16 protein-coding genes are annotated in these 14,613 nt (G+C 71.5%); 9 read left to right on the forward strand and 7 right to left on the reverse strand.

Features of this window, described 5'->3' with window-relative positions:
* Nucleotides 1-97 precede the first annotated feature (97 nt).
* From AB0J69_RS52125 to AB0J69_RS52135, 3 genes are all read left to right on the forward strand, one after another.
* On the forward strand, nt 98-565 hold the full coding sequence (locus AB0J69_RS52125) for an FAD-binding protein (RefSeq protein ID WP_364134459.1): 468 nt from the start codon (nt 98-100) through the stop codon (nt 563-565).
* Nucleotides 562-1,449 (forward strand): isocitrate lyase/PEP mutase family protein, encoded by an 888-nt coding sequence (locus AB0J69_RS52130; protein ID WP_364134414.1) that lies wholly within the window; start codon nt 562-564, stop codon nt 1,447-1,449. Before AB0J69_RS52125 ends, AB0J69_RS52130 begins: the two co-directional genes overlap by 4 nt.
* A gap of 93 nt (nt 1,450-1,542) precedes the next feature.
* Nucleotides 1,543-1,764 carry a PrpF domain-containing protein gene (locus AB0J69_RS52135; RefSeq protein ID WP_364134417.1) on the forward strand — a complete coding sequence of 74 codons (222 nt, stop codon included), beginning with the start codon at nt 1,543-1,545 and terminating at the stop codon, nt 1,762-1,764.
* Here the strand turns inward: AB0J69_RS52135 and AB0J69_RS52140 are convergent, their stop codons facing one another.
* Nucleotides 1,765-2,241: a flavin reductase family protein gene (locus AB0J69_RS52140; protein WP_364134420.1), complete on the reverse strand. Its 477-nt coding sequence runs from the start codon at nt 2,239-2,241 to the stop codon at nt 1,765-1,767.
* Between the two features lie 80 nt (nt 2,242-2,321).
* Nucleotides 2,322-3,614 (reverse strand): helix-turn-helix domain-containing protein, encoded by a 1,293-nt coding sequence (locus tag AB0J69_RS52145; protein ID WP_364134423.1) that lies wholly within the window; start codon nt 3,612-3,614, stop codon nt 2,322-2,324.
* A 117-nt stretch (nt 3,615-3,731) separates the two neighbouring features.
* Here AB0J69_RS52145 and AB0J69_RS52150 point away from each other — a divergent pair, with 117 nt between their 5' ends.
* The 4 genes from AB0J69_RS52150 to AB0J69_RS52165 all read left to right on the forward strand — a co-directional run bounded on the left by AB0J69_RS52150 (nt 3,732) and on the right by AB0J69_RS52165 (nt 8,599).
* The gene (locus AB0J69_RS52150) at nt 3,732-4,931 is read left to right on the forward strand and encodes an acyl-CoA dehydrogenase family protein (protein ID WP_364134426.1); all 1,200 of its coding nucleotides are present in this window, start codon (nt 3,732-3,734) and stop codon (nt 4,929-4,931) included.
* 27 nt (nt 4,932-4,958) lie between these two features.
* The gene (locus AB0J69_RS52155) at nt 4,959-5,198 is read left to right on the forward strand and encodes a hypothetical protein (protein ID WP_364134429.1); all 240 of its coding nucleotides are present in this window, start codon (nt 4,959-4,961) and stop codon (nt 5,196-5,198) included.
* A 280-nt stretch (nt 5,199-5,478) separates the two neighbouring features.
* Nucleotides 5,479-7,626: an RNA polymerase recycling motor ATPase HelR gene (gene helR, locus AB0J69_RS52160; RefSeq protein ID WP_364134432.1), complete on the forward strand. Its 2,148-nt coding sequence runs from the start codon at nt 5,479-5,481 to the stop codon at nt 7,624-7,626.
* A gap of 67 nt (nt 7,627-7,693) precedes the next feature.
* On the forward strand, nt 7,694-8,599 hold the full coding sequence (locus AB0J69_RS52165) for an aminoglycoside phosphotransferase family protein (protein ID WP_364134435.1): 906 nt from the start codon (nt 7,694-7,696) through the stop codon (nt 8,597-8,599).
* Between the two features lie 83 nt (nt 8,600-8,682).
* On the opposite strand, the gene AB0J69_RS52170 is transcribed toward AB0J69_RS52165, so the two are convergent.
* The 5 genes from AB0J69_RS52170 to AB0J69_RS52190 form a co-directional block, all read right to left on the reverse strand.
* On the reverse strand, nt 8,683-9,588 hold the full coding sequence (locus tag AB0J69_RS52170; protein WP_364134438.1) for an SDR family NAD(P)-dependent oxidoreductase: 906 nt from the start codon (nt 9,586-9,588) through the stop codon (nt 8,683-8,685).
* Nucleotides 9,589-9,726: 138 nt separating this feature from the next.
* The gene (locus AB0J69_RS52175; protein WP_364134441.1) at nt 9,727-10,554 is read right to left on the reverse strand and encodes a phytanoyl-CoA dioxygenase family protein; all 828 of its coding nucleotides are present in this window, start codon (nt 10,552-10,554) and stop codon (nt 9,727-9,729) included.
* 145 nt (nt 10,555-10,699) lie between these two features.
* Complete coding sequence (locus tag AB0J69_RS52180) at nt 10,700-11,005, reverse strand: hypothetical protein (RefSeq protein WP_364134444.1); 306 nt, start codon at nt 11,003-11,005, stop codon at nt 10,700-10,702.
* Between the two features lie 64 nt (nt 11,006-11,069).
* A complete protein-coding gene (locus tag AB0J69_RS52185) occupies nt 11,070-11,477 on the reverse strand; it encodes a hypothetical protein (protein WP_364134447.1) in 408 nt (135 codons plus the stop codon).
* A gap of 143 nt (nt 11,478-11,620) precedes the next feature.
* On the reverse strand, nt 11,621-12,199 hold the full coding sequence (locus AB0J69_RS52190; RefSeq protein WP_364134450.1) for a dihydrofolate reductase family protein: 579 nt from the start codon (nt 12,197-12,199) through the stop codon (nt 11,621-11,623).
* A gap of 432 nt (nt 12,200-12,631) precedes the next feature.
* On the opposite strand from AB0J69_RS52190, the gene AB0J69_RS52195 reads away from it, so the two are divergent.
* Both AB0J69_RS52195 and AB0J69_RS52200 read left to right on the forward strand, forming a co-directional pair.
* Nucleotides 12,632-13,441, forward strand: coding sequence for a GDSL-type esterase/lipase family protein (locus AB0J69_RS52195; RefSeq protein ID WP_364134453.1), 810 nt, complete (start codon nt 12,632-12,634; stop codon nt 13,439-13,441).
* A gap of 12 nt (nt 13,442-13,453) precedes the next feature.
* A partial coding sequence (locus AB0J69_RS52200; RefSeq protein ID WP_364134456.1) for a DJ-1/PfpI family protein occupies nt 13,454-14,613 on the forward strand: 1,160 nt, incomplete at its 3' end.

The raw sequence follows: 14,613 nt of genomic DNA on the forward strand, positions 1-14,613 counted from the left end.
TCGCGCCTGGGCATCGCGGACGCCAGGCGCACCGGCGAGGGCGACCCGCAGTACGCACCGAGCCGCTGCATCACGCTGAAAGGATCTTCTCTTGTCTGTGACGCAGACCGACGTCGTCATCGTCGGCGCCGCAAACGCAGGACTGGTCGCCGAGCCGGCCGGCAAGCTCGGCGTGCCGGCGAGCGCGCCGGCCGACACCGCCGAGACCTTCGACCGGGCCGTCGCGGCCGGTGCCGCGACCCGGTTCGACCCGATGCGGCTCGACGGGCTCTCGGCCGAGCCGCCCGGCCGGCCGCCCAAGTCGAACTGGGCCCAGACCTTGGACAAACCGCCGTTCATCGCCTACGCGGTCACCTTCGCCTCCGGTGGCTTGAAGATCGACAACCAGGCCCGCGTGGTGGACACGACGGGGCGGCCGATGCCCGGCCTGTACGCCACGGGCGAGATCGCCGGCGACTGCTTCCACCACAACTACGCCGCCGGGGCCGGGCTCGTGCGCGGCGTGGCGTTCGGCAGGATCGCCGGGAGCAACGCGGCCGCGCGGGCCGCCGGGGGTGCCGGATGAGCGACCTGCGCACGCTGATCGGCTCGGGGCGGCTGCTCGTCGTGCCCGGCGCCGCCAACGCCCTGACCGCCCGGGTGATCGAGGACTGCGGGTTCGAGAGCGTGTACGTCACCGGAGCCGGGCTGGCCAACACCCACCTCGCGGTGCCCGACATCGGCCTGCTGACCTTCAGCGAGCTGGTCGCGCACGTGGCGGCGATCCGCGAGGCGGTGAGCGTGCCGCTCATCGTCGACGCCGACACCGGGTTCGGCAACCCGATCAACGTCCGGCGCACCGTACGCGACCTGGAACGGGCCGGTGCCGACGCGATCCAGCTGGAGGACCAGACCTCCCCCAAGCGGTGCGGCCACTTCTCGGGCAAGAGCGTCATCCCGGCCGAGGAGATGATCGCCAAGGTCCGGGCCGCGGTGGACGCCAGGCGCGACGACGGCACGCTGATCGTCGCACGCACCGACGCGCGCGCCGTGGCCGGGCTCGACGAGGCGTGCGCCAGGGCCAACGCCTACCGCGAGGCCGGGGCCGACGTGGTGTTCGTCGAGGCGCCGCGGTCGGAGGCCGAGGTCGAGGCGGTCGCGGCCAACGTACGCGGCCCGCAGGTCATCAACCTGGTGTACGGCGGCGTCACGCCCATGCTGCCCGAGCCGCGGCTGCGCGAGCTGGGGTTCGCGATCGCGCTGCACGCCAACCTGCCGCTGCTGGCCGGCCTGAAGGGCGTCCAGGACGCCCTGCGCACCCTGCGCGCGGGCACCACACCGGACGAGGCGCAGCTCGCCAGCTGGACGGAACGGCAGCGGCTGGTCAGACGGCCGGAGTTCGGAGAGCTGGAGGCCCGCTACGCCACCTCGCCCCCCGGACAGGCCCCCCGTCAGGAAGGAGCGTCATGAGCACCGCACTCGGCTTCATGGGCGGGCCCATGTGCCGAACCCTCGTACGCCGCGCCGGGGCCCTCACCGAACTGCAGCACCGACGGTGACGACGTGTGCTACTGGTTCGCCCAGGTCGGGATCGATCAGCCGATCGTGGACCGGTCGGGAAACTGCGGCAACCTCACCTCCGCCGTCGGGCCGTTAGCGGTGGACGAGGGGCTGGTGGCGGCCGTCGATTCCGTGGCCCGGCCGCCCGTGCGCTCCGTCGGCGCGATCCGGACCGCCCGGCGCCTCATGGCGGGCGTCGTGCATCCGGCGGACGAGCTCCGCTGATCAGCCGAGGGCCGCCAGCGCTCCCCGATGGAACACCAGCGGCCCCACGTCCTCACGGGCCTCCAGCGACGACACCCGGCCGATGACCGCGTGGTGGTCGCCCACCCGGTACGTGCTGTCCAGCTCGCACTCCAGCCAGGCCAGCACGCCGTCCAGCACGGGGGAGCCGAGCGGGCCCGGCGACCAGGTCAGGCCGGCGAACCGGTCGGCCCGCGAACCGGCGAAGGCCGCCCCCAGCTCGCCCTGGTGGGCGGCCAGCACGTTCACGCAGAAGCGGCCGGTGGCGTGGATCAGCGGCCAGGTCGCGGAGGCGCACCCGGCGAAGAAGGAGACCAGTGGCGGCTCCAGCGACGCCGAGGCGAACGAGCCGACCGTCATCCCGACCGGACGGCCCGTGTCCGTTACGGAGGTGACGACGGCGACGCTGGTCGGCACGTGGCGGAGCGAGCGGCGCAACAGCGCGGGGTCGATGCTCATACGCCTCACGATGCGTCCGCCCCGGGGCGCCCGGCTTGGCCGCCCAGCACCAAAATCATCGACGACCTTGGCCGCGCGGGTCAGTCGGGTGTGTGGACGTACATCGCCTCCAGCGGCGCCGATCGCCGCCGCGGGGCGCGGCGCGGCGGCAGCCAGTGGGCGATCTCCAGCGCGAGCTGCACCTCCAGCCGGTCCTCCGCCACCGGATGCCCGAGCAGCTCCTCGGCCCGCTTCACCCGGTACGTCACGGTGTTGCGCGCGACGTGCAGGTCCGTGGCCGCCGCCTGCAGGCTGCGCCCGGCCGCCAGGTAGGCGCGCAAGGTCTGGCGCAGCTCCGCGACCCGCTCGTCGTCGGCCGCCAGCGGCCCCAGCGTCTCGCGTACGAACCAGGTCGCCTGCTCGGGGTCGGCCGTGCACAACGCCACCACCCGCACGTCGGCGTAGTCGCACCAGACGGCCCCGCGCGATATCCCGATGCTCTCGGCCGCCCTGGCGCCCAGGTGGCTGCGCCGGAACCCCTCGATCCCCGTCGCCGGCGGACCGGCCGCCACTCGCACTCCCGGGGGCATCGCCACCTTCGGCGGCCCTCCGGCCCGCGCCTCCGCGAGGGGGCCGCCGACCCACAACCACAACGACGACTCCGACGCCGGCACGGCCAGCGAGCCCGAGGTCCCGGCCAGCTCGGCGGCGAGGCGCTGCAACACCTGCGGCGCCGTGCGGGCGTCGGCCGCCGACAGGATGAGCGCCGTGTGCGGCGAGCGCACGTCGTAGCCCAGCACCCGGCTCGCCGCCTCCGCCTCGACCGGCCGGCCCGCGAGGAGGTCCTCCACCACCCGCCTGCGCTGCGCCGCGGTGCTGCCCACCCAGCGGTCCCGCTCGGCGATGTACTCCTCGGCCAGCGTGCTGGCATGCACGTCGGCGTACCCGAACAGCAGCTCGCTCACCCGGCGCACCTCGTCGGGATCGTCCCCGATCACCTCCATCAGCGCCCGGTGCAGGGCGGCGTGTCCGAGCCGGATGCCGCGCAGCACCCGATCCAGCGGGATCGCCCTGCGGGCGAACTCCCTGCCGCCCTCCAGCGCCTCCTTGGGCACCACGGCCGAGGCCACCGGGATGTCGTGCCGGAACCCGGCCAGCGCCGCCAGCACCGACGACTCGACCGAGCGCCGCAGCGTGTCGAACGGGGCCGGACCGCCCCCGTGCTCGGGCACCTGCCGGATGATCTCCTCGGTCATGCCCGGCGCCAGCTGCGCGGCCCAGGCCACGGGGCCGGGCCCGAGCGCCTCGGTGGCCGCCGCGATCGTCACCGCCGAACAACCCGGCCGCGGCGGCTCGCCGTCGGGGCGCAGCCGTACCAGCCATTCATCGCTCATGAGCCGATCCCACCCGTCCTGAAGGAAAGATGCACAGTGCCCCAGCACAAGCCGGAAGACCAGTTTTGGCCCCACGACGCAAGCCCGCCACCGTTGCGCCGTCGTGAAATCTAGGCCATGACGCGACCTTGGGACTTCCCCCTCCAATACGACCCCACCATGGACGGCGAGCTCGTGACCCGGGCCAGGCAACTGCGCCCGCTGCTCGCCGAGAATGCGGCACGGACCGAGACCGACCGGCGCCTGCCGGACGACAGCCTCGCCGCGCTCACCGAGGCCGGCCTGCTCAACCTCACCGTGCCCAAGCGGTACGGGGGACACGAGGCCGGCTTCACCACCTTCCTGGGCGTCACCGCCGAGCTCGCCCGCGCCTGCGGCTCCACCGCCTGGGTCGTCACCCTGCTCAACGTCTGCAACTGGGCCGCGGCGACCTACCCCGACCAGGCCAGGGACGAGGTGTTCGGCGCCGGGCCCGACGCCAGGACCTGCGGCGTCGTCGCCCCGACCGGGATCGCCCGGCCGGTCGAGGGCGGGTACACGGTCACCGGCTCATGGGGCTTCGCCTCCGGCTGCCTGCATGCCGGGTGGGCGCTGATGGGCGTCGCGGTCACCGACGACGCCGGGCGGACCGTCGATCACGGCAGCGTGCTCATGCCCATGGCCGAGCTCGACATCAAGGACACCTGGCACGTGGCCGGGATGCGGGGCACCGGCAGCAACACGGTGATCGCGACGGACGTGTTCGTGCCCGCGCACCGCTACCAGCGCATCGCGCTCGGTCCGCAGGCGGCCGACCCGCACCCCGGCGAGCCCCTCTACCGCTCGGCCACCGTGCCCGTCCTCGCCCTGGTGCTGGCCGGGCCGCAGCTCGGACTGGCCAGGGCGGCGCTCGACCACACCCTGGAGACCGTCGGCAAGCGCGGCATCTCCTACACCTTCTACGAGAGCTCCTCCCAGGCGCCCTCGGTCCAGTTCGCCGTGGCCGAGGCCGCGCAGCTCATCGACACCACCGCCCTGCACGTCTTCCGCGCCGCCCGCGACATCGACACGGCCGCCGCCGACGGCCGGTCACTGGACCTCACGGAGCGGATGCGGGTCCGCATGGACACCGGTTACGCCGTGAGCTGCGCCCGGCGGGCGATCGACCTGCTCATCGACGTCAACGGCGCCTCCAGCTTCGCCGAGAAGAACCCGCTGCAGCGGATCTGGCGCGACGCCAACACGGCGGGACGACACGCCGTGGCCAGCCCGGAGATCAGCAGGGAGGCCTACGGCCGGGCCCTGCTCGGCGTCGACCAGATGACCCCCATGATTTGACCACCGGGGCCCGGGCAGGTGCGGGGCATGGACGGACAGGACGAAGAATCCCCGGACCTGCCGGTCGCGGTGGGCCGGGTCCATGGGGAGAGCGATACGGTGGCCGAGCGTGCCGGGGTGGAGATCAGGGAGACAGACCGCCCGATCCCGGCGGAGCCGATCGAGCCGCCGCCCGATCCGGAGCAGAAGGTCGAGGAGGAGCGGCGCGAAGCGGCCGAGGACACCGACGGAAGGGAAGTCAGCCCCGACACCGAACCCACCGACTGAGGGACGCCAGGCAAAGGGCAGCGCGTAAGGGGGAGCACGCACCCCTTTCCACTCTCAACCTATAGCGCACCGGGGGGCTTGCGGCAAGACCCCGGTCATGCCGCAGAATCGTCGGCCGAGGCCAGAACCTGCGGAAACGGGGGACGCAGCAGTGCGTGTGTCGATGTCGACGTACGGGTCGCGCGGGGACGTCCCTGTCAACCGCGCAGGTTCGTCACACCGGTCCGGTCACCTTGCCGCGCGCGAGGTGACCAGCGACCACAGATCAGGAGCTGACGACGTGAACCCGCTGACCACCAGCGCGTTTGACCTTCCCGACAACCTTTCGGCCAAGGCCGACCCGAAGCTGGTCGCCGGTGACGAGAAGCACTTCGCGGCCATCGCGGAGAGCCTCGAACAGTCGATCGCCGAGCTGTCCGACCGCCTCGACGCCGCGCGCAAGGCGCCCGGCGGCCTGGGCCGGCAGGCCCTGGACCGGGACCTGGAGATCCACCGGCTGACCGCTCGCCTGCGCGCGCTGCGTCGCTTCGGCCTGGACCTGTGCCTCGGACACATGGTCAGCGCGGACGACCCCGAGCCCGTGTACATCGGCCGGCTCGGCCTCACCGACAGGTCCGGTCGCCGGCTGCTGCTGGACTGGCGATCCCCGGCGGCCGAGCCGTTCTTCGGAGCCACCCACGCCAACCCGATGGGCCTGGCGAGCCGCCGCCGGTACCGCTGGACCCGCGGCCGGATCAGCGACTACTGGGACGAGGTGTTCACCTCGGACGGGTTCGACGGGCACGCCGCGCTCGACGACCAGTCCGCCTTCATCGCCAGCCTGGGCGGCAACCGGTCGGGCCGGATGCGTGACGTGCTCGGCACCATCCAGGCCGACCAGGACGCCATCATCCGCGCGGGCTCCCGTGGCGCCCTCGTCGTCGACGGCGGCCCGGGGACGGGCAAGACCGTCGTCGCCCTGCACCGCTCCGCGTACCTCCTCTACTCCGACCCCCGCCTCGGTCACCGCCGGGGCGGGGTGCTGTTCGTCGGCCCGCACCAGCCCTACCTGGCCTACGTCTCCGACGTGCTGCCCAGCCTCGGGGAGGAGGGCGTGCAGACCTGCACCCTGCGGGACCTCGTCACCGAGGGAGCCGCGGCGGCGACCGAGACCGATCCGGAGGTGGCCCGCCTGAAGGCGTCCGCGGACATGGTGCAGGCGATCGAGCCGGCCGTCAGGTTCTACGAGAACCTGCCCGCCAAGGGGATGACGGTGACGACCCACTGGTCCGACATCTGGCTGGGTCCCGAGGACTGGGCCGAGGCGTTCGAGGCGGCGGAGCCCGGCACCCCGCACAACGAGGCGCGCGACCAGATCTGGGAGGGGCTGCTCACGATCCTGGCGGACAAGCACGACGAGGACGTCTCGCCCGTCCTGCTCCGCAAGTCGCTGCTGCGGAACCGGGAACTCCTCACGGCCTTCAACCGCGCCTGGCCGCTGATCGAGGCGGCCGACCTCGTCGGGGACCTGTGGTCGGTGCCCGCCTACCTGCGGATGTGCGCTCCCTGGCTCAGCCCCGACGAAGTCCGGCGGCTGCAGCGCGAGAACGCCCAGGCCTGGACGGTGTCCGACCTGCCGCTCCTGGACGCGGCCCGGCAGCGGCTCGGCGACCCGGAGGCGGCACGGCGCAAGCGCCGGCATGACGCGTCCGTCGCCGCCGAACGCGAGCGCGTGGCGCAGGTCGTCGACAACCTGCTGGCGGCCGACGACGACGGTGAGGGGGTGGTGACGATGCTCCACGGACAGGACATCAAGGACGCCCTGGTCGACGAGTCCGCGCTGCCCGCCGCCGACCCGGACCGGCTCGCCGGGCCGTTCGCGCACATCGTCGTGGACGAGGCGCAGGAACTGACCGACGCGGAGTGGCAGATGCTGCTGCTCCGTTGCCCGTCCAGGAGCTTCACCATCGTGGGGGACCGGGCCCAGGCCAGGCACGGGTTCACGGAGTCGTGGCGGGAACGGCTCGAGCGGGTCGGGCTCGACCGGATCAACCTGGCGTCCCTGAGCATCAACTACCGGACGCCGGAGGAGGTCATGGCGGAGGCCGAGCCGGTCATCCGGGCCGTGCTCCCGGACGCCAACGTGCCGGCCTCCATCCGCCGCAGCGACGTGCCCGTCGTACACGGATCCGCTTCGGACCTGCACTCGATCCTCGACACGTGGCTCGCCGCGAACGCCGAGGGGATCGCCTGCGTCATCGGGGATCCCACGTTCCGGGGGACGTCCCGGGTCCGGTCGCTGACGCCGGAGCTGTCGAAGGGGCTCGAGTTCGACCTGGTCGTGCTCGTCGACCCGGCGGAGTTCGGCGAGGGCATCGAAGGAGCGGTCGACCGCTATGTCGCGATGACCCGAGCGACCCAGCGACTCGTCATCCTCACGAGCTCCTGACGACGTCCGAGCCTGACCGGGTGATCGCCACGTGGGGGACGGGGCCTGCGGAATTACAGTACCGCGTATGAAAATGCACACCGATCAGCTGACAGTGCCTCCTGAGACCGTGCGCGCGCTGGTGGACGAGCAGTTTCCCGAGTGGCGAAGCCTGCCCGTCCGGAGCATCGTCTCGCAGGGGACGGTCAACGCCATTTTCCGCATCGGTGAGGAGGTCGTCGCTCGGTTCCCGCTACTGGGAGGGGACGTCGAGTCGACGCGGCGCCAGCTGGTGGCCGAGGCGGAGGCAGCGCGTGAGCTGGTGGATCGTACGCGGTTCCGTACGCCCGAGCCGGTCGCGTTCGGTGAACCGGGGGCGGGTTACCCACTTCCGTGGTCGGTGCAGACGTGGCTGCCCGGTGTCGTGGCCACGGAGGAGGACCCGGGCGAATCGGTCGCGTTCGCGCGCGACCTGGCCGACCTCATCACGGACCTGCGCGCCATCGACACGCGTGGCCGCACGTTCGGCGGCACCGGGCGAGGCGGTGACCTGCGGGCCCATGACGGATGGATGGAAACCTGCTTCGAGCGCAACGAGGGGCTGCTGGACGTGCCCCGGCTCCGCCGGATGTGGGCGATCATGCGCGACCTGCCGCGCGCGGCGGCCGGGGACGTGATGACCCATGGTGATCTCATCCCCGGCAACGTGCTCGTGTCCGCCGGCCGGCTGACCGGGGTTCTCGACGTCGGCGGGTTCGGGCCGGCCGATCCCGCTCTTGACCTCGTGAGCGCGTGGCATCTGCTCGAAGCGGAGCCTCGGCAGGTGCTCCGCGAGGTCCTGGGGAGCGACGACCTGGAATGGGAGCGGGGCAGGGCGTGGGCTTTCGCGCAGTCGATGGGTCTGGTCTGGTATTACCTCGAAAGCAATCCGGTGATGAGCCGGCTGGGGGAACGTACCCTGGGACGCCTCCTGGTGGACGAATCACGTTCGTGATCGTTCTAGGGCCGATGGTCGATTCCCATGCATGCACTTGCCGGGCCCACCTGGCCGCACGAGTTGGGCGAGCAGGCGTACGGTCACGCCGTCGCTTGGAGGGCGTAGTCCCAGAGGCGGTCGGCGGCGGCCGGGTCGACCGACCAGGCGGCGACGCCGCTGGTCGCGTCCGGGCCGCCCGGCACCACCTCCGCCTCCTGGTTGTCGTTCGAGAAGTACCGGCCGGTGACGCCGTCCAGCAGCGGGGACGCGGCGAGCAGCACCGAGGTGGACGCGCCCTGCTCCGGGGCCTTGAAGAAGTCGGGGGTCAGCAGGTTGCCCTCGTCGTCCATCGCGCCCATCGCCCGCATCGTCGCTTCGTCGACGTGCCGCTGCAGGTTGGTGTGGATGTAGCCGGGTTCGAGCGCGTTCGCGGTGATGCCGTCGGCGGCCCAGCGCCGTGCCGCGCCCACCGCGAGCAGCACGTCGGCCGTCTTCGACTGCCCGTACGCGGCCCACGGCTCGTACGGGCGGCGCTCGAAGTGCGGGTCGTCGAAGTCGAACGGCTCGCGCAGCTGAATGCCCGAGCTCACCACGACCACCCGCGCGCCACCGGCCTGCCGGAGGTTGTCGTGCAGGCCGGTGATCAGCGCGAAATGCCCGAGGAAGTTCGTCGCCAGCTGCAACTCCCAGCCGTTGGCGGCGACCTGGCGGGTGGGCAGCGCCATGATCCCCGCGTTCGCCACGATCGCGTGCACCGGCCCGGTCCAACCGGCCACGAACGAGCGCACCGAGCCGAGGTCGCTCAGATCCAGGGCCTGCTGGCCGGGGCCGGGGTTGCGGGTGGCGACGGTGACCTCGGCCCCGGCATCCCGCAGCGCCCGCGTGGTCTCCAGGCCGATCCCGGAGGCGCCGCCGGTGACGATGATCCGCCGTCCGGTGAGGTCGATGCCGGTGAGGATCTCGGCGGCCGTGGTCTTGGCGTTGAACGGGGTGCTGATGCGTGTCATGAGTTCAACCGTAAGCACTCCGGGTTGGACGCGGAATGCTAGCCGATCCACGATAGTTGCGTGATCGTCCAGCATGGCCAGTGTGTCCAGTCTGGCGTCGCCACGCCCGCAGGGGCTGCCCCACCGGGATCGGCCTGCCTACGCGCCGCCGCCGGCCCGGTACAGGACGGGATTGAGCGGGGTGTCCGGAACGGCGCCCACCTCGGCACCGGGCAGCCACGCGCGGAGGTCGTTCGCCTGGTGGTCGTTGGCCGGTCGGGCGACGGTGATGTCGGCGTCCATGTAGATCACGGTCATGACCCTGCGCGGGATGCTCGACCGGTTGGGCGGGGCGTGGTGGAACGTCCATCCGAGGTGGTAGCTCACCTCGCCGAGCCGGTAGGGCGTCCCGACGTGCGGGAAGTCCCGCTCGGCGAGCGCCTGCCGGAGCGCGCGCTCGGACTCCTCGCTGATGGGCAGGTCACGGCCGTACTCGAAGCGATGGCTGCCGGCCGCGAAGGACAGCGGGCCCATCTCGGCCGGTGTCTCCTGCAGGGGGATCCAGACCGTCACCGTGCGGTCGCCGGCCAGGGGCCAGTAGTACTGGTCGGCGTGCCAGGGGGTGATCCCGCCGCCCGGCTCCTTGTACAGGGCCTGGTCGTGGTAGAGCCGGACGCCTTCGACCCCGAGGAGTTCGGCCGCGATGCGGGCCAGGCGCTGGGAGAAGGCGAACTCGCGGACCGGGTCGCTGTGCCGCCACAGGTTGGTGACCTGGAGGAACGCCTTGCCGTAGGTGTCGCGTTCCTCCAGGGGCAGGTGCTGGGTGTTGAGCTCGATGACCTTGGAGGTGATCTCCGGTTCGTACGCCGCGATCGTCTTGGCGTCCAGCACGCCGGGCAGCTTCACGAAGCCGTCTTCGTCGAAGCGCCGGACCGCGGAGGCGTCGAGGTCGTACGGGAGCTCGAGATCATGAGGGGGGATCGTCATGTGATCAGCTTGTCCGCGCACACGCCATTCGACCACCCCGGCCGATGGCCGTTCTCGACCCATCGGCGGGAGGACGGCGGCAGGTGCTTCCCCGTGGTCCTTCGTCACGAGCATGGCCCGCGAACCGGGACGGGCGGTCGGTCTGTTACGAGGGCACCCTGACGCTGTGGCGGGAGCCCACCGAGACCGTGCTGCCGGGGCTCACCACCAGCCCGCTGCCGTCACAGCGGAGGCCGGTGTGAACGGTGACGTACACGTCGGTGTCGTTGGTGACCTGTGAGAACCCGACGCCGCTGCTGAGGCAGCCGGCCTTGGGGTCGACGATCACCGTGGTGTGCCCCGACCCGCGCAGGACGAGCTGTCCGGTCGCGGCGCCGGCCGGTGCGGTCGCGACGGCCAGCGCTGACGCGGCCGTCGCCGCCGCGATGACACAGCGGGTGATGACGCGCATGAGAGACTCCTTTGCTGATGATGGGGTTGATCCGTTCCGCCGGTGGCCGGCCCGGTCCCGAGGACTACGAACCTGCCCTCGTGCACGTCCCGAGGTTCTCCCGATATCCGGTGCACGCCTTGAAAAGGCCACCGGAGCTGTTGAACGTGCTGGTGTTGTACCACTGGGCGAGCACACCGGTATGGGTGGCGGTCTTGGTGCGCAGGATCGCGCCGCTGCCGCTGCGAAGAGTGACCTTGGTGCCTTCGCTCAGCAGAGCTTGGGCGTGATAGCCGCGTGCGGTTCCTCCTGTCCCGTTGCAGTACCACACCCGGACGGTGTCCTTGTTGGCGTCGGCCACCTTCCGGCAAGGTGCGGCCGTGGCACCGGACTGACCGGTGGACGCCTGGGCCGGTGTCGTACCGAGCAGCGCCACGGTCAGGGTGCCGGTGATCCAGGCCACCCCGACCCCGAGCTTCACGGCTGCCTTCATGGATCCCTCTCCCCGTTCGCGTGACCTTTGCTCAGGCACTGTCGCATGTCACGGCTTCAATACGGCTTCAGCCACGCGACCGCCCCTGAACGTGCCCGCAGCCGGAGACGGTCCGAGGTCAGGGGTGGGGTGCGTGGACGGGCTCAGACATGCAGGGTGGGCCGGTAGATGAGCTCTTGGATGTGGCCGTCGAGCGTCCGGCTCTCGATCAGCTCGAGGTCGAAGTCGGCCCCACCCTGGAAGATCCGGTCCAGTCCGGTCTGACCGGTGATCACAGGGAAGAGCGTCACCTGGACGCGGTCGACCAGACCGGCGGCCATCAGCGCCCGGTTCAGCGACAGGCTGCCGTGCGAGCGCAACGGCACCTTGGACTCCTCCTTGAGCCGGGCGACGATGTCGACGGCGTCGCCGCTCACGACGGTCGCGTCCGGCCAGTCAAGGGGTTCTTTCAGCGTGCTCGACACCACCGTCGCCGGCAGGTCCCGCATCCGGGTGACCCACGGGTCGCGCATCTCGGACTCCTCGGTGCTCGAGGCCAGCATCTGCGCGTGCGCCCGATACGTGTTGGCCCCGAAGACCATCCGCTGCTCCTGGCCGTACAGCGCGAGCCGGCGTTCGAGCAGTTCGGGGCCTTGTTTGCCCCAGTAGCCGGTCCAGTCGCCGCCGGCGGCGCCGAAGCCGTCGAGGCTGGTGAAGACGTCGAAAGTGTAGGTGGCGGTCATGGTGTCCTCCTCGAGTACGGACGATCGGGTGTGTCGATACGGACCGGGAACCCCGGCGAAACTCATCGCCGTCGGACCCGTGGAGTCAGGCGCCCCGGACGCGGATCGACCACGGCAAGGACGGCCGCGAAGGTGAGCGTGGTCAGCGGTACGGCGGCGAGAAGAAGGTCATCGCTCGAATCGTTGATCCCATGGCGAGAGAGTATGGCCGCAGCGCCGGGCGGCACTCCAGGGCAGCAGCCGGACTATTGCCGGACAAAACGGCGACGGCCCCGCAGCCCGTACTCCCACCGAGATTCTCGGCGGCGCCGGCCGACCTCCAGAGTCCGCTGAATGTCCGGTCGCTGACCTCGTCAGGCGCGCTTCCGTGGATGAGGATCGGTAACCGGCAGCCGGTGGACAGACAGCTTGGAGGCGCACGTGAAGCACGCCATGACAGGTGAGATGTGGCTGCAGCACACCCATCTCGACAAGCTGTACGGCTACCTGCCCGGAATGGCCGACGCGCTGCCGTTGATCTTCGGGATGAGCCGCGTGGAGTACCGCGACATCATCGCCCGGTACGACGCCCGCGCGCGCGAGGCCGCGGAAGGCATGCTGGCCGACGAGGCGTTCGCGGCCCGCGTGGACGCTCTGCCCGTGCAACCCGGGCAGACGATCCTCGCCATAGGTGACAGCATCACCGACGACCTGCAGTCCTGGGCCGAGATCCTGCGCCATCTGCTCGATCCGCGAGGGGTACGGGTGGTCAACGGCGGCTTGTCGGCGCACACCACCGCCATGGTGCTGCGGCGCTGGCCGGCGACGCTGGGCGCGGCCCGCCCGGACTGGGTGATCTGCGGCCTCGGCGGCAACGACGTCACCCGCGTCGGTCCTGACGCGGCCAAGCCGCAGGTCAGCCTGCACGAGAGCGTCGCCAACCTGCGCGAGTTGCGCCGGATCGGCGGCGCTGTCGCGGGGTGGGTGTGGATGACGCCGGTGCCGGTGATCGAGGAGCGGGTCGCCGCGTCGCCCATGTTCGGCTTCAGCCAGGTCGCGTGGCGGAACCCGGACATCGTCGCGCTGGCCGGGGAGATCAAGGGTTTCGCCGATCCCGTCGTGGACCTCACCGCCACCTTCGGCGTTCCCGCCCGGCAGGACCTGCAGGGAGCCGACGGTGTGCATCCCTCCCTCGAAGGACAGATGGCGATCACCCGGTCGTTCGTGGAGCGGCTGGCTGGAGGAGCGACTTCGTTCCTGTAGAGGAGTTGTGCGGTGAGCTATCCCAGATTCGACCAGGACGCGTCGGGCAGCCGTGTGCCGGCCACCGGAGAGGCGCACACCGCCGGCCGCGCAAGCTGGTGGCGCTTCGCCTGGCACTTCCTGGAGATGGTCGTGGCGATGCTGGCCGGGATGCTGGTCCTGGGGGCGGCGCTGAACGCGGTCCTCGGCGCCGCGGGGTGGGGCTATTCCCACGCCGACCATCCGGTGATCGGCTCACTGGAGATGGTGCTCACCATGTCGCTGGGCATGGCCGCGTGGATGCGCTACCGCCGGCACAGCTGGGCGAGCACCCTGGAGATGGTGGCGGCCATGTTCGCCCCGCTCGTGGTGCTGGTGCCGCTGCTGTGGGCGGGGGCGGTCTCCGGCGGGACGGCGATGACCCTGCTGCACGTGCTGATGCTGCCGGCCATGCTGATCGTCATGCTCCGCCGCCGCGAGGAGTACAGCAGGGCGCACGGCCCGGTCCGGCCGGCCGCGCGGGTGATCGGCCGCGGCCTGGCCGTGCTGCTCGCCTTGGTGCTCGTCCCCGGTGCCGTGTACGCCGCGGGTTCGGCGGCGTACGCGCGAAGCCAGTACGGCCGGCCCGGGATCACCACGGCCACCGCCACGCCTCCGGTACACGATCCGGGCAAGCCCACTGCCGTGGTCGTCGTCGGCAACAGCGGCGCCAACATCGCCGACGCGCTCGTCTCGTACGAGGTCCTGGCCGTCACGGGAGCGTTCAACGTCTACACCGTCGCGCCGGAACGCCGCCCGTTGCCCCTGCTCGGCGGGCTGGACCTGGTGCCGGACCTCAGCTTCGCGCAGTTGGGGCAGCGGCTGAGCGGTTCGGCCCCGGACGTGACCGTCGTGCCCGCCATGCCGGACTCCGACGTGTCCGACCGGGCCAGGGTGACGTCATGGATCAAGGACACCGCGAGCGACGGGCTGCTGCTGAGCGTGTGCGCCGGCGCGCAGCTGGTCGCGGAGACCGGGCTGCTCGACGGGCGCGACGTGACCTCGCACTGGTATCGGATCTCCGAGTTCGAACATGACCATCCCGGCGTGAACTGGCAGCGCGGGATCCGCTACATCGACGGCGGCGACGTGATCAGCACCGGCGGGTTGCTGTCAGCGGTCGACGGGACGCTGCGCGTGGTCGAGCGGCTCGT

This window comes from Nonomuraea sp. NPDC049709, assembly GCF_040674815.1.
Classification (GTDB): domain Bacteria; phylum Actinomycetota; class Actinomycetes; order Streptosporangiales; family Streptosporangiaceae; genus Nonomuraea.

Coding starts and splice junctions, on each gene's coding strand:
- AB0J69_RS52145 (WP_364134423.1), bottom strand. CDS start 3,614: ATGAGCGATGAATGGCTGGTACGGCTGCGCCCCGACGGCGAGCCGCCG.
- AB0J69_RS52150 (WP_364134426.1), top strand. CDS start 3,732: ATGACGCGACCTTGGGACTTCCCCCTCCAATACGACCCCACCATGGAC.
- AB0J69_RS52170 (WP_364134438.1), bottom strand. CDS start 9,588: ATGACACGCATCAGCACCCCGTTCAACGCCAAGACCACGGCCGCCGAG.
- AB0J69_RS52130 (WP_364134414.1), top strand. CDS start 562: ATGAGCGACCTGCGCACGCTGATCGGCTCGGGGCGGCTGCTCGTCGTG.
- AB0J69_RS52195 (WP_364134453.1), top strand. CDS start 12,632: ATGACAGGTGAGATGTGGCTGCAGCACACCCATCTCGACAAGCTGTAC.
- AB0J69_RS52165 (WP_364134435.1), top strand. CDS start 7,694: ATGAAAATGCACACCGATCAGCTGACAGTGCCTCCTGAGACCGTGCGC.
- AB0J69_RS52190 (WP_364134450.1), bottom strand. CDS start 12,199: ATGACCGCCACCTACACTTTCGACGTCTTCACCAGCCTCGACGGCTTC.
- AB0J69_RS52155 (WP_364134429.1), top strand. CDS start 4,959: ATGGACGGACAGGACGAAGAATCCCCGGACCTGCCGGTCGCGGTGGGC.
- AB0J69_RS52175 (WP_364134441.1), bottom strand. CDS start 10,554: ATGACGATCCCCCCTCATGATCTCGAGCTCCCGTACGACCTCGACGCC.
- AB0J69_RS52185 (WP_364134447.1), bottom strand. CDS start 11,477: ATGAAGGCAGCCGTGAAGCTCGGGGTCGGGGTGGCCTGGATCACCGGC.
- AB0J69_RS52140 (WP_364134420.1), bottom strand. CDS start 2,241: ATGAGCATCGACCCCGCGCTGTTGCGCCGCTCGCTCCGCCACGTGCCG.
- AB0J69_RS52180 (WP_364134444.1), bottom strand. CDS start 11,005: ATGCGCGTCATCACCCGCTGTGTCATCGCGGCGGCGACGGCCGCGTCA.